The 12,296-nt window shown below is 67.6% G+C and carries 14 protein-coding genes; 4 read left to right on the top strand and 10 right to left on the bottom strand.

Translation table 11 applies throughout. The features are described from left to right. Positions 1-40: 40 nt before the first annotated feature. A complete protein-coding gene (locus ABZ004_RS25825) occupies positions 41-1,219 on the bottom strand; it encodes a class I SAM-dependent RNA methyltransferase (RefSeq protein WP_355683556.1) in 1,179 nt (392 codons plus the stop codon). Further along, positions 1,216-3,243, bottom strand: a complete 2,028-nt coding sequence (locus ABZ004_RS25820) for an APC family permease (protein ID WP_355683554.1) — start codon at positions 3,241-3,243, stop codon at positions 1,216-1,218. Before ABZ004_RS25820 ends, ABZ004_RS25825 begins: the two co-directional genes overlap by 4 nt. A gap of 96 nt (positions 3,244-3,339) precedes the next feature. Here ABZ004_RS25820 and ABZ004_RS25815 point away from each other — a divergent pair, with 96 nt between their 5' ends. Beyond that, on the top strand, positions 3,340-4,002 hold the full coding sequence (locus ABZ004_RS25815; RefSeq protein WP_355683552.1) for a TrkA family potassium uptake protein: 663 nt from the start codon (positions 3,340-3,342) through the stop codon (positions 4,000-4,002). Next, positions 4,002-4,679 carry a TrkA family potassium uptake protein gene (locus ABZ004_RS25810; protein WP_355683550.1) on the top strand — a complete coding sequence of 226 codons (678 nt, stop codon included), beginning with the start codon at positions 4,002-4,004 and terminating at the stop codon, positions 4,677-4,679. Before ABZ004_RS25815 ends, ABZ004_RS25810 begins: the two co-directional genes overlap by 1 nt. 1,134 nt (positions 4,680-5,813) lie before the next feature. Here the strand turns inward: ABZ004_RS25810 and ABZ004_RS25805 are convergent. From ABZ004_RS25805 to ABZ004_RS25785, 5 genes are all read right to left on the bottom strand, one after another. After that, a complete protein-coding gene (locus ABZ004_RS25805) occupies positions 5,814-6,512 on the bottom strand; it encodes a DUF3159 domain-containing protein (RefSeq protein ID WP_355683548.1) in 699 nt (232 codons plus the stop codon). Next, the gene (locus tag ABZ004_RS25800; protein WP_355683546.1) at positions 6,505-6,894 is read right to left on the bottom strand and encodes an OB-fold nucleic acid binding domain-containing protein; all 390 of its coding nucleotides are present in this window, start codon (positions 6,892-6,894) and stop codon (positions 6,505-6,507) included. Before ABZ004_RS25800 ends, ABZ004_RS25805 begins: the two co-directional genes overlap by 8 nt. A gap of 53 nt (positions 6,895-6,947) precedes the next feature. After that, the gene (locus tag ABZ004_RS25795; RefSeq protein WP_355683544.1) at positions 6,948-7,625 is read right to left on the bottom strand and encodes a DUF3710 domain-containing protein; all 678 of its coding nucleotides are present in this window, start codon (positions 7,623-7,625) and stop codon (positions 6,948-6,950) included. A gap of 99 nt (positions 7,626-7,724) precedes the next feature. Then, positions 7,725-8,177: a dUTP diphosphatase gene (gene dut / locus ABZ004_RS25790; protein WP_355683542.1), complete on the bottom strand. Its 453-nt coding sequence runs from the start codon at positions 8,175-8,177 to the stop codon at positions 7,725-7,727. After that, on the bottom strand, positions 8,174-8,731 hold the full coding sequence (locus ABZ004_RS25785; RefSeq protein ID WP_355683540.1) for a PaaI family thioesterase: 558 nt from the start codon (positions 8,729-8,731) through the stop codon (positions 8,174-8,176). The genes dut and ABZ004_RS25785 overlap by 4 nt, the downstream gene beginning before the upstream one ends. 53 nt (positions 8,732-8,784) lie before the next feature. Here ABZ004_RS25785 and ABZ004_RS25780 point away from each other — a divergent pair, with 53 nt between their 5' ends. Next, positions 8,785-9,249, top strand: a complete 465-nt coding sequence (locus ABZ004_RS25780) for a DUF3093 domain-containing protein (RefSeq protein ID WP_355683538.1) — start codon at positions 8,785-8,787, stop codon at positions 9,247-9,249. Between the two features lie 61 nt (positions 9,250-9,310). Further along, the gene (locus ABZ004_RS25775; protein ID WP_355683536.1) at positions 9,311-9,601 is read left to right on the top strand and encodes a DUF4235 domain-containing protein; all 291 of its coding nucleotides are present in this window, start codon (positions 9,311-9,313) and stop codon (positions 9,599-9,601) included. Between the two features lie 97 nt (positions 9,602-9,698). Here the strand turns inward: ABZ004_RS25775 and ABZ004_RS25770 are convergent, their stop codons facing one another. The 3 genes from ABZ004_RS25770 to ABZ004_RS25760 all read right to left on the bottom strand — a co-directional run bounded on the left by ABZ004_RS25770 (position 9,699) and on the right by ABZ004_RS25760 (position 12,178). Then, entirely contained in the window at positions 9,699-9,998 is a 300-nt protein-coding gene (locus ABZ004_RS25770; RefSeq protein WP_355683534.1) for a DUF4193 domain-containing protein, read from the bottom strand. Between the two features lie 279 nt (positions 9,999-10,277). Beyond that, positions 10,278-11,078, bottom strand: a complete 801-nt coding sequence (locus ABZ004_RS25765; RefSeq protein ID WP_355683532.1) for an inositol monophosphatase family protein — start codon at positions 11,076-11,078, stop codon at positions 10,278-10,280. Continuing rightward, positions 11,075-12,178 carry a ferrochelatase gene (locus ABZ004_RS25760; RefSeq protein WP_355683530.1) on the bottom strand — a complete coding sequence of 368 codons (1,104 nt, stop codon included), beginning with the start codon at positions 12,176-12,178 and terminating at the stop codon, positions 11,075-11,077. Before ABZ004_RS25760 ends, ABZ004_RS25765 begins: the two co-directional genes overlap by 4 nt. Positions 12,179-12,296 lie beyond the last annotated feature (118 nt).

Genomic DNA, 12,296 nt, shown 5'->3' with positions numbered 1-12,296 from the left:
GGGTCAATCCAGCCCCGAACGCTACCTGAGCCGACCGACACTAACCAGTCGCGGCCGGTCGGGGCTCGAGGACGGCGACGCACTCGATGTGGTGCGTCATCCCGAACAGATCGAAGGCCCGCAACGAGCTGATCCCGTACCCGAGCTTCCCGAAAGTCTTCAGATCACGGGCCAGCGCAGCCGGGTCACAGGCGACGTAGGCCACTCTGCGCGGCGCGAGCGCGGCAATACGCCGTACGACGGCCTGGCCGGCCCCTGTGCGCGGCGGATCCAGTACGACGAGGTCCACCGACTCCAGGCCTTGCCCGACGGCCACATTGAGCACCTTGTCCACATCACCTTGCTCAAGCGTCACAGCGGGCAGGTCGTGCAGGTTCCGTCGGGCGTTCTTCACCGCGTCCCGGTCCCCCTCCACAGCGAGCACAGCACATCCAGCTTCAGCTAGGAAAGCAGCGAACAGCCCCACTCCGGAGTACAGGTCCAGAGCGGTCTCACCCTCGACAGGCTCCAGCCCAGCCATCACAGCGTCGACCAGAGTCGTCGGAGCAGCCGGGTGAACCTGCCAGAACCCACCGGCTTCCACCCGGAAGCGCCGGTTGTGCACTACCTCTACAACCCGCCCACCAGAGTTCTTGTCGGTCAGCACAGCTGTCTTACCTTCAGACGACACCACTGCTTGCACAGAGGACGCATCGGGCCACCGCTGGTCCAGCACGGAAGGCGTGTCCGGGTGGGCGATCAGGCACCGGTCGATAGGGATCAGGTCGTGCGACCGATGCGCGTACATCCCAGGCCGGCCATTGACCACGGCGTACCGCATCCTGGTCCGCCAGCCGAGTCCGTCGTCGCCCGGTGACTCCATGACGATGTTCCGCTCGATCCCACCGATCCGCCGGAGCGTGTCCGACACCACGGTCGCCTTCAAGCGCCGCTGCTCGACGATGTTGGCGTGCTGGAAGTCGCAGCCACCACAGCGCCCCGGCCCGGCGTACGGGCAGGGCGGCTCGATCCGGTGCGGCGAGGGCGTCAGCACCTGTACTGCGTCCGCGTGCAGGTACTTGCTCGTCTGAGCCGTCACCCGGGCGTGCACCAGCTCCCCTGGAAGCGCGTGGCGTACAAAGACCACCTGGCCTTCGTACCGCGCGACACAGTGCCCGCCGTGCGCCACCGGGCCTACTTCCAGCTCCAATACCGTCCCGACAATGCTGTCGTCCGTCACCGATCTCCCGAACTCTTGCGCGCGCCGCGCCGTACTTGGCCGGCTACCCGTTCCTCACGGTCCTGCCGTTCCTCAGCTGCCTGGGACGAGATCAGCTGGTACGGCACGGACGTAACCATCACACCAGGTGTGAACAAGAGCCGCCCCTTGAGCCGCAGCGCGGACTGGTTGTGCAGGATGTGTTCCCACCAGTGCCCGACCACGTACTCCGGGATGTAGACCATCACCACGTCCCGCGGCGACTGCCGCCGGATGTCACGGACGTACTGCACGATCGGGCGGGTGATCTCCCGGTACGGCGACGCCAGGCGCTTGAGTGGCACCGGGATGTCCCGGGCGTCCCACTCGGCCTGGAGCGCCTCGGACTCGTCCCTGTCGACGTCGACCGTGACTGCCTCGAGCATGTACGGCCGGGCCGCCTTGGCGAACGCCAGCGCCCGCAGCGTCGGCTTGTGCAGCTTCGACACAAGCACGATCGCGTGCACCCGGGCCGGCAGCATCAGCCGGTCGTCGGCGTCGACGGCCATCTCGCGGCCGACCGTGTCGTAGTGCCGCCGGATGCCCTTCATCAGCAGGAACAGCACCGCCATGGCGATGATCGCGATGTAGGCGCCGTGGGTGAACTTGGTGATCAGCACGATCACCAGCACCAGCCCGGTCATCGTCAGGCCGACCGCGTTGATCACGCGGGAGCGCATCATCTGCGCCCGTTTCGCCCCGTCGGTCTCGGTCTTCAGGTGCCGGGTCCAGTGCCGGATCATCCCGAACTGGCTGAGTGTGAAGGAGACGAACACCCCGACGATGTACAGCTGGATCAGCTTGGTGACCTCGGCGTCGAAGGCGACGATCAGGCCGACCGCGCAGAGCGCCAGCAAGATGATGCCGTTGCTGTAGGCAAGCCGGTCGCCGCGGGTGTGCAGCTGCTTGGGCAGGAACCCGTCCTTGGCCAGGATCGAGGCCAGCACCGGGAACCCGTTGAACGCCGTGTTCGCCGCGAGCACCAGGATCAGCATCGTCGCGCCGATCACCAGGTAGAAGCCGGGCGAGAAGTTGGAGAACACCGAGTCGCCGATCTGGCCGATCACGGTCTTCTGGGTGTAGGAGTCGCCGACCGGCTGGCCGTTGCGGAGCAGCTGGGTCGCCGGCTCCTCGGCGTACCGGAGTTTGATCTTGCTGGCCAGGAACAAGATGCTCATCAGCATCGTGACCGCGATCGTGCCGAGCAGCAGCAGGGTGGTCGCGGCGTTCTTGCTCTTCGGCTTGCGGAACGCCGGTACGCCGTTGCTGATCGCCTCGACACCGGTCAGCGCCGCACAGCCGGACGAGAACGCCCGGGCCAGCAGGAACGCGCCCGCGATGCCACCGAACAACTCGTGCCCGGGCTCGGGCCGGATGGTGAACTCCGCACTGTCGGCCATCGGCAGGTTCCCCGCGCCGAGCCGGATCAGCCCCCAGATCGCCATCCCGATGATCGAGGCCATGAAGATGTACGTCGGGATCGCGAAGAGCGCGCCGGATTCGCGCACGCCGCGCAGGTTCAGCGCGGTCAGGATCAGCACCAGGGTCACCGCGAGCGGCGCTTCGTGGCCGGCCAGGAACGGCAGCGCCGACTTCGCGTTCTGTACACCGGACGAGATCGACACCGCCACGGTCAGCACGTAGTCGACCATCAGCGCGCTCGCCACCGTCAGCCCGGCGGTCGGCCCGACGTTGACCGTGGCAACTTCGTAGTCACCACCGCCGGACGGGTAGGCGTGCACGTTCTGCCGGTACGACGCGACCACGACGAGCATCACGAAGACGACCAGCAGGCCGATCTTCCAGGAGAAGGAGTAGGCGGCCAGCCCGGCCACCGAGAGGGTCAGGAAGATCTCGTCCGGAGCGTAGGCGACCGACGACAGAGCGTCACTTGCGAACACGGGGAGTGCGATCTTCTTCGGGAGCAGCGTCTCGCCGAGCTGCGTACTACGCAGCTTGCGCCCGATGAGGATGCGTTTGCCGATGTCGCCTAGAGCGGGAGTCACACCGGTGATGTTAGAGGGAGCCCCGGTCCGGTGTAGCGTCTAACCCTGCCGAGACCGATGCGAGCGGCCCTGTGAAGGGCTAGGAGTGATCACAGAGTGCACGTCGTCATCATGGGTTGCGGACGGGTCGGATCGACGCTCGCCCGCACGCTGGAGAAACGTAGCCACACGGTCTCGATCATCGACCAGTCCGCGGACTCGTTCCGCCGGCTGAGCCCGAACTTCTCCGGCCGGACCATCACCGGGATGGGTTTCGACCGTGAGGTGCTGATCGAGGCCGGGATCGAGGACGCCGAGGCGTTCGCGGCCGTCTCGAACGGTGACAACTCCAACATCCTGGCCGCGCGCGTCGCCCGGGAGAACTTCGGCGTCGAGAACGTCGTCGCCCGGATCTACGACCCGGGCCGCGCCGAGGTCTACCAGCGACTCGGCATCCCCACCGTCGGCACGGTGAAATGGACCGTCGACCAGATGGTACGGCGGTTGCTGCCGAGCGGATCGGAGCCCGAGTGGCGCGATCCGTCGGCCACCATCCGGCTGGCCGAGGTGCACGTGCACTCCGGCTGGGTCGGCCGCGTTGCCCTCGACATCGAGAAGGCGACCGGCGCCCGGGTCGCGTTCCTGACCCGCTTGGGCGAAGGAATCCTGCCCAAGGCGGACACGGTCATCCAGGAGGGTGATCTGGTGCACGTCGTCATGCTGGAACGGGAAGCCGCGGCGATCGAGTCCCAGCTCGGCGCCAAGCCTGAGGAGCTGTGATGCGGGTAGCCATCGCCGGCGCCGGGAACGTCGGACGATCGATCGCGGCCGAACTCCTGGAGAACGGTCACGAAGTACTGCTGATCGACAAGGACCCGCGCGCGATCAAGGCGGAGTCCGTGCCGCGCGCCGAGTGGCTGCTGGCGGACGCCTGCGAGTTGTCGTCGCTGGAAGAGGCCGCGCTGCAGCGGTGCCAGGTGGCGATCGCGAGTACCGGCGACGACAAGACCAACCTGGTCGTCTCGTTGCTGGCCAAGACGGAGTTCGGCGTACCGCGGACTGTTGCCCGGGTCAACCACCCGCGCAACGAATGGATGTTCAACGAAGCCTGGGGCGTGGACGTCTCGGTGTCGACGCCGCGGATCATGTCCGCTTTGGTCGAGGAAGCCGTTTCTGTTGGTGATCTTGTGCGCCTGTTCACCTTCCGCCAGGGCGATGCGAACCTCGTCGAGCTGACCCTGCCCGAGGACTCCCCCATGATCGGCCTCCGCGTCGGCGACATCGACTGGCCGGTCGACACAGCTCTGGTGACGATCATCCGCGAAGGCCGGGTCCTGCGCCCCGACCCGGAAGGCACCCTCGAACTCAACGACGAACTCCTGTTCGTCGCTGCTGACGAAACCGAAGAACAGCTCGAAGACATGCTCTCCCCCCACCACCGCCGCGACCAGCAGTAACCCCACTCCGTACGCCGAACGCAAAGCGCGCCGCCTCGCCGGGTGTCGTCGAAGCTGGCCTGCTTCGCCGTCACACGAAGGCGGACCGAGCTCGTTCGGAGTACCGGGGGTGGGCTGCGCTCGTTCGAAATACCCGGGTGGGCTGCACTCGCCCGGAGTACCGGGGGTGGGCCGCACTCGCCCGAAGTACCGGGGTGGGCTACGGGGGCAGGGGATCCTGGTGCGCGTCGCCGGGCTGCTTGATTGTTCTAGTCGGTGTGGTGGGTATCAAGGGCGCCTTCGGCGTCCCTGCGGGATCAAGACCCTTGACACCCACCACACCAACCAGGAAAGACCGCAGCTATCCCGGAGCCGCTGACCCGAATGACAACAAACCGGGGGCGTCAAAGCAACCAGCTTGCTTTCTCGCGGGCACTCCGCAGTCGCCAAAGCAACCAGCTTGGTTACTCGCGGGCACTCCGCAGTCGCCAACCAACTTGCTTGCCAGCGGGGCAGCACGGGTCGTCAAGGCGACCAGCTTGCTTACGAGCGGAGCACTCGAGGGTGGCTGGCAACTCGCCGGTATTTCGGTCACCTTCTGGGACCGTCGGACACCACGTCGGGGGCTGGGGCACGGAGTGACTTGGCCGGACCCCCGCTAGCTTGTCCGGACCCCCGAGAAGTCATCCGGACCCCCGCACCGGCAAGTTGTCCGCACGCCCGGCAAGTTGCCTGCACGCCCGGCTAATTGTCCGGACCCCCGGCAAGTCGCCCGGACCCGCCAGGTTGGGCGAGCCTCGGCAAGTTGCCCGGCCCCCGGCAAGTTGTCCGCACCCCCGGCAGGTCGTCCGGACCCCCGGCAGGTTGGCTGCAGGTGCATGCGGGGCGGACTGATGGGGACCGTTTGCGGGGAATTGCTTGGTGCTGGGAGTTATGGGCAGGTGCGCGCACTATGGCCCGGGGTGGTGTGCCGATGGACAGGAGGTAGCCGGGGGCAACTAGTGCAGCTGAGCGTGAATCGGTGGGTTGTGTACACCGTCTCGAGGTGCACTACCTGTCGGTCGGGACATCAAAGGCTCAACTACCGGGTGCCGACGATGACATCAGTGCAGGGTGACACAGAAACCGCGCCCCCAGATCCTGGGGGCGCGGTTTTCAGGCTTTGGTGCCGCGGAGCATGTGGGCGATGTTGTCTTTGACTTCGTCCCACTTCTCCGGCGTCATGGAGCCGCGGAGTACGGCGTACGAGATCCAGAGGGTGACTGCGTAGAAGGGGAGGCCTAGGGCGATCTTGGCGATGCCCAGGGCGTTCACGCTGTGCGTCAGGTAGAGCGGGAGCATGATCGCCAGCCGGACGACGACCTGGCCGAAGAAGACGATGGTGACGCGGTTGAGAGCTTTGAACAGCATCTCGTCGCGGCGCCAGGCGAAGCCGGTCTGGGTGATCGCGCCGTAGACCAGGCCGAAGAGCGGGTACCTGGTGACGATGGTGATCAGGTAACCCACGCCGAAGCCGGCGTTGAGCAGGATGCCGGGCAGGTAGACGTCCTGGGCCTGACCGGTACGGTGCGCGGTCCACGCAGAGATCAGGACACCGAGAAAGCCGCCGATCACGTTGCTGATCTGCTGCCTGCGGATCAGCCGGAAGACGCCGACCACGGCCGCGGCCGAGATGGCGACGATCAGGGCGAGCTTCAGGTCGTGGTCGCTGAAGGCGTAGACCAGGGTGAAGGCGATCCACGGCAGGCCGATGTCCATCAACATGCCGGCCCAGCCGCCGAGCTGCTGCAGCATCGACTTCTCAGGAGCCTTGTCGACTACAGGAGAGCTGGTGACCTCAGCCGGCTCAGCCATGTGCTGCCGCAGGACGGAGTTCGTACCGCGGGTTGAACATCACCCGATCCCCGTCCACGACACCGATCCGCCCGGAAGCGATCAGCTCCGATCCCGGGTGGATGCCGGCGATCTTGCGCCGGCCGAGCCAGATCAGTTTCACCGTGCCGGTGCCGTCGTACAGCTCCCCTTCGAGAGCCGGTACGCCGCCACGCGGGCTGAAGGTGATCGTCCGCAGAGTCCCGTAGAGCGTGACCATCTCGCGGTCACGGCAGCCGGTGATGGACCGCGCACCACAACCGGATGCGTAGTCCTTCAGTACTTCGGCGTCCTGTTCGTCGCGGTCGCCGGCCAGCCCCTTGAAGGCGCGCTTCCACAACCCCGCGGGTTTCTCACTACCCATGGGGCCAGTGTAATCCGCTCGTGAGCGTGCTCGGCCGGTATCCGGACATGTCCTCAGGCCTCTTCTTCGGCGTCCGGCTGGGCGCCCTCGGGCAGCCGCATGACCAGCGATTCGCGCGGTGCCATCGGCTCGTTGCCACGGACGACGACGACGTTGCGCAGCGACTGTTCCAGCGGCGGGGCCGCGTCCGGCTCGACCGCGGCCCGGCCGAGCACCGTCGCCCGGAGCAGCCAGCGCGGGCCGTCGATCCCGATCACGCGCGAGGTCTGGCTGAAGATCTGCCCTTCGGGGTCCTCGACCGGTACGACGAGCACCAGCTCGGTGCCGAACGGGCCCTCGGTCTCCGACGCGGTGCCGCCCATCCGGGTGGCCTCGGCGGCGATCTCCCGCCGTACCTCGGTCCAGATCCCCGACGTCTTCGGCGCCGCGAACGCGCGCAGCTCCAGCGCGGAGTCCTCGAGCACCAGCAGCACGGCCTGGACGTCGCCGGTCGCTTCGTCGACCTGCAGCCGCAGCTCCATGCCGGGCAGTCCGGTGATCACCAGCGAGCCCATGTCGATCCGGTCGTCGCCGGTCAGGATCGCAGGATCCACCTCGCTGGAGTCGAACGGCCCCTCGGCGCGGGGCTCGTCGCTGCCCGCCTCTTCCTCGGTACCGACTTCTTCCTCGTCGCCGAAGAAACCACCAGTCGTCTCGGCCTCGTCGTTCTTGGCCTTGCGGCGGAAGATCACTGCGCTTGCCTACTTCCTCGATCGTCAGTCATATCCACGGGTGCCTTGTCACGGCCGCCGTAGTCTCGCGCATCCCGCAGGTCAGCGGAGTGCACCGGTTCAGCGTGTCACATCACCAAATCCACCGGTCGAGCCGTGCCCACCGGTACCCCGGGCCGAACCCGGCAGCGTCGCGACCTCGACGAACCTGGCCTTCTCGACCCGCTGGATCACCAGCTGCGCGATCCGGTCGCCGCGCTTGAGGGTGACCTCGGCGGCGGGGTCGAGATTGATCAGGCACACCTTGATCTCGCCACGGTAACCCGCATCCACCGTGCCGGGCGCGTTGACCAGGGTGACGCCGTGTTTCGCGGCCAGCCCCGACCGCGGGTGCACGAACGCGGCGTACCCGTCCTGCAGGGCGATCGCGATGCCGGTGCCGACCAGCGCCCGCTCCCCCGGCTTCAGCGTGACGTCACTCGTCGCCAGCAGGTCCGCGCCGGCATCGCCGGGATGCGCGTACGCCGGTACGTCGAGCTCCGGGTCGAGCCGCTGGATGAGTACCTCGGTCATGGGTTCACCTCGTAGTCGTGGACGGTCTCGGCCGTCATGTCGGTGCCGTGCTCGACGAAATGCTTCGGCGGCACTACAACGAACACCGCGTTCGCCCGTAACGCGATGCTGCCGTCCGGGCCGCCCAGCCGCGCGACCGAGTTCGCATACATCCGCCGGCCGTCGAACCCGAGACATCGGGCCGACAGGAACAGCGTCGCGCCGACCGGTACCGGGCGGATGTAGTCGGTCTCGAGCCGTCCGGTCACCATCGGCCGCCGCAGCAGCCAGGAGAGCCCACCGAGCGTCTCGTCCATCGCAGTAGCCAGTACGCCGCCATGCGCAAGCCCCGGTGCGCCCTGGTGCTCCTTGCTGACGGTGAACTCGGCGGTGACACTCACACCAGGCCCTGCCGTCGTCACCAGCCGCAAGCCGGTCGGATGAGCCGGTCCGCAGGCCACGCAGTTCTCGTAGTGCGACGGGAGCACAGTGCCGGGCACGGGAGCTTCCGGGTGACGCTCTGGTGGCTCCAGCTCGCGCTGCGGGGTCGCCGTACGGGCAGGAGGCTCGATCACGAGAGGCGACCCTACCTACGCCCTCCGACAGCGCTCATGCCAGGCTGTTCCTCGTGGCCGACGCAGCTGCTTACAGGGAACGTCTGAGCGTGCCGGTGCGCTGGTGGCTGATCGCTGCTGCCGCCGTCGTGACGCTGTTCGTCATCACCGCGGTCCCGGCCGGCCTGATCGCTGGAACCGCCGTCGGCGCCCTCTCCGCAGTACTGCTGACCGTCCTGTTCCTCCGGTACGGCGGTGCGCTGGTCGAGGTGAGCACGGAACAGTTCCGCGCCGGCAAGGCAAGCATCGACCGCGCCTACCTCGGCAAGGCGGTCCCGCTCACCGGAGACGACGCCAGGAACGCGTTCGGCCGCGACTGCGACCCCAGGGCCTACCTCGTACTCCGGAGCTACCTGCCGGGTGCAGTACGCGTCGAGCTCACCGATCCGCACGACCCAGCGCCGTACTGGCTGGTCGCCACCAAACACCCCGAGCAGCTGGCAGCCGCGTTGTCGCAGAGCAGCGTGGCAAGATCCTGATTGTGGTGGTCAGTCCCGGGGCACTGAGCGTCGGGGAACTCATAGCTGGGAGGTAGTAGTCGTGGTCGGAGCCAAGATCGGCTGGAAGCTCGTACTCGCCGTCTTCACCATGGTGGTGACACTGGTCGCCAACAAGGCGCTCACTGCAGCCTGGAAGGTCGGGGCAGGCGGGAAGCCGCCCAAGGGCAACGAGGCCGGCTACGCCGAAGTGGTGACCTGGGCCGTGGCCAGCGGTGGTGCCGCGGCAGCCGCAAAGCTGTTCGCCGAGCGCCGCGCAGCGCAGTACTACCTCAAGTCGACCGGCCACCTCCCACCCGGCTACGAGAAGAAGAAAGACCTCGCGAAGGCCTGACGCACGGACATGACGACGGGACCGCCCCCACCGGAGGGGGTCGGTCCCGTTGTCGGTGGTACGGACTCAGCGGAGCAGGGCGAGAGAGCTGTCTTTGTCAGGCAGCGCAGTCGCGGCAGATCAGCTGGCCGTTCTTGTTGCTCGCAAGCTGGCTCCGGTGATGCACCAGGAAGCAGCTCGAACAGGTGAACTCGTCGGCCTGGCGCGGGAGCACCCGCACCGCCAGCTCTTCGTGGCTCAGGTCGGCGCCGGGCAGCTCGAAGCTCTCAGCGGCCTCGGCCTCGTCCTCGTCGACCTTGCCGGAGTTCTTGTCGTGACGGCGAGTCTTCAGTTCTTCGATCGACTCCTCGCTGGAGTCCTCGTCCGTCTTGCGCGGGGCGTCGTAGTCAGTCGCCATGGTGTTTCCCTGCCCTCTTCATACCCGTGGTGTTGCCTGCTGAGCCCTTGAACGGGTAATGCGGCCCAGAAATTCCATCCCTGGAACCCCTGGTCCCCCGAAACCCTTGACAGACAGGCCGGGACCGGCGTCATACCGCTCCCGAGGCCGAGATTGTGCCTTATCGAGGGGCCTTCGCGCGCGTCGGGGTCCACCTTGTGGCCCGCGTGTCGTGAATTGTGTCAGGACCGAACAACAGATTGCTCATTAGTGCACGCTGGTGGACAGTAACGAGCAGCTTCAGGATCTGAGCGGGTTGGCGGCAGCCAGCGCATCGTGCAGCGGCTTGAACACGGCCGGGGTCGCGGCGATCGACATCTCGGGCGAAACTTGTGCACCGTCGATCCCGCCGACGGTCGCGCCGGCCTCGGACGCGATCAGCGCGCCGGCGCCGTAGTCCCACGGGTTGAGGCCGCGTTCGTAGACGGCGTCCAGCCGGCCGCAGGCGACGTAGCAGAGATCGATCGCCCCGACACCGATCCGGCGGATGTCCCGGACCTTGGCGATCAGCTGCTGGATCACCTCGGCCTGCACCTCGCGCCGCACCGGGTCGTACCCGAACCCGGTCCCGACCAGCGCCTTCGACAGGTCGGCGCACCCCGACACGTGGATCGGCCGGCCGTCGGCGTACGCGCCGCCACCGAGGGTCGCGGTGAAGACCTCGCCCTTCGGCGCGTCCACGACCACGCCGGCGACGGTCTGCCCGTCGACCTCGACCGCGATCGACACGGCGTACGTCGGGAGGTCGTACAGGTAGTTGACCGTGCCGTCGATCGGATCGACCACCCAGCGCACCCCGCTGGTGCCGTGGATGTCGTCGCCCTCCTCACCGAGGAACGAGTCGTCCGGCCGGGCCGCCAGCACCCGGGCGCGGATCAGCTCCTCGGACTCCCGGTCGACCGCGGTGACGATGTCGGTCGCCGTGCTCTTGGTGTCGGCGACGGTGATCGTGCCGCGACGGCGCTCGACGATCAGCCGGGCCGCCTCGGTCGCCACCTCCGTGGCGAGCTTCAGCAGGTCCTGGGCATTCTCGGAGCTCATGCAGTTTCCTTCGATTCGGTACTACGGGTCACGGGCTGGGCTGGGCGGCGCGGTGCGGGGCAGCAGTCGGGGCGGCAGTTGTCCCAGCCGGGGCCGAGCTTGCCGACGCACGGGCGGGCCGGGTTCTCACCGCGTTCCGCGGCGGCTCGCTCGACCACGAGGTCGCGCAGCATCGTCACGAACCGCTCGTCGGTCCCCGGTGTCGCCGCGCGCGCCATCGGCAGCCTGAGCTTCTCCGCCGTCGCGGCCGCCTCCGTGTCGAGGTCGTAGATGACCTCCATGTGGTCGCTGACGAACCCGATCGGCACCACGGCCACCCCCGGCACCCCGGCCTCGGCCAGCGCCTCCAGGTGGTCGTTCACGTCCGGCTCGAGCCACGGCACCTGCGGCGGCCCCGACCGCGAGCAGTAGACGAGATCGGTCCGCCGCTCGACCCCTGTACGCCGTACCAGCTCCGCGGTGATCTCGGCCGCGACGTCGAGATGCCACCCGACGTACCCGTTGCCGTCCGGACCACTCGTCGCATTCATGCTGGTCGGGATCGAATGCGTCACATAGGCGATCGCCGATCCCTCCGGCAGCTTGCTCAGCGCCGCCGCGGTCGACTCGACGAAGGACGCGACGAAGCCGGGGTGGTTCGCGTAGTGCCGGAGCTTGTCGATCACCGGCGCGCCTTCGACCTGGGCGATCGCGTCGGCGAGGTTCTCGCGGTACTGCCGGCAGCCGGAGTACGACGGGTAGGCGCTCGTCACGATCACCATGGCCCGCCGTACGCCGTCCGCCGTCATCTCGCGCAACGTCTCGGTCAGGTACGGCGCCCAGTTGCGGTTGCCCCAGTAGATCGGCAGGTCGAGGCCGATCTCGGCGAACGACGTCTTGAGCGCAGCCAGCAGCTCGCGGTTCTGGTCGTTGATCGGGCTGCGGCCGCCGAACGCGTAGTAGTGCTCGCCGACCTCCTTCAGCCGCTCGTCGGGGATTCCCCGGCCGCGGGTCACGTTCTGCAGGAACGGCAGCACGTCGTCGGGTTTCTCGGGACCACCGAAGGAGAGCAGGAGCACTGCGTCGTACGGGGAAGGATCGGGTGGCAGCACGTCGGGCATGTAACGATGTTCTCAGGCCGGGTGGAATCCCCGACCGCGGTCCCCGGCCCGGCGGGGAAGTCGGCGAGCCCGCTCCCCGTGCCGGAGCGGGAAATGGCGCGCGCGGCACTCGGCCCGG

Source organism: Kribbella sp. NPDC006257 (genome assembly GCF_040613535.1).
Lineage (GTDB): Bacteria > Actinomycetota > Actinomycetes > Propionibacteriales > Kribbellaceae > Kribbella.
This window is presented reverse-complemented; position numbering and strand designations above follow the sequence as displayed.

Excerpts from the sequence above, each read along its gene's own strand:
- ABZ004_RS25810 (WP_355683550.1), top strand. The coding sequence starts at position 4,002 with ATGCGGGTAGCCATCGCCGGCGCCGGGAACGTCGGACGATCGATCGCG.
- ABZ004_RS25805 (WP_355683548.1), bottom strand. The coding sequence starts at position 6,512 with ATGGCTGAGCCGGCTGAGGTCACCAGCTCTCCTGTAGTCGACAAGGCT.
- ABZ004_RS25800 (WP_355683546.1), bottom strand. The coding sequence starts at position 6,894 with ATGGGTAGTGAGAAACCCGCGGGGTTGTGGAAGCGCGCCTTCAAGGGG.
- dut (WP_355683542.1), bottom strand. The coding sequence starts at position 8,177 with ATGACCGAGGTACTCATCCAGCGGCTCGACCCGGAGCTCGACGTACCG.
- ABZ004_RS25770 (WP_355683534.1), bottom strand. The coding sequence starts at position 9,998 with ATGGCGACTGACTACGACGCCCCGCGCAAGACGGACGAGGACTCCAGC.
- ABZ004_RS25765 (WP_355683532.1), bottom strand. The coding sequence starts at position 11,078 with ATGAGCTCCGAGAATGCCCAGGACCTGCTGAAGCTCGCCACGGAGGTG.
- ABZ004_RS25760 (WP_355683530.1), bottom strand. The coding sequence starts at position 12,178 with ATGCCCGACGTGCTGCCACCCGATCCTTCCCCGTACGACGCAGTGCTC.